Consider the following 203-nt stretch of genomic DNA (forward strand, 5'->3'; position numbering starts at 1 on the left):
GGCGTTGACGTTCTCGTTCCACCACGCCCCGGCCGGGGTCGCGACCATCGCCGCCGACGCCGTCGCGAGCAGCAGTGCCTGGGCGCGGTCGGTGTGGAGCTTGTTGGTGACCTTGGCCAGTCCGGGGAGCTTCTCCGCGTAGTAGAGGAGAGCGGCCGACCCGGCGCAGGCACCTCCGGCAGCGGCGGTCACAGCGGTTTCGA

The 203-nt window shown here is 71.4% G+C and carries 1 protein-coding gene; it reads right to left on the minus strand.

Annotated elements, in window-relative coordinates; genetic code table 11:
* Positions 1-203 (minus strand): hypothetical protein (locus tag IG90_RS40530; RefSeq protein WP_157846412.1); only part of this gene is annotated, 203 nt, incomplete at both ends.

Source organism: Streptomyces anulatus (assembly GCF_000721175.1).
Lineage (GTDB): Bacteria > Actinomycetota > Actinomycetes > Streptomycetales > Streptomycetaceae > Streptomyces > Streptomyces anulatus_C.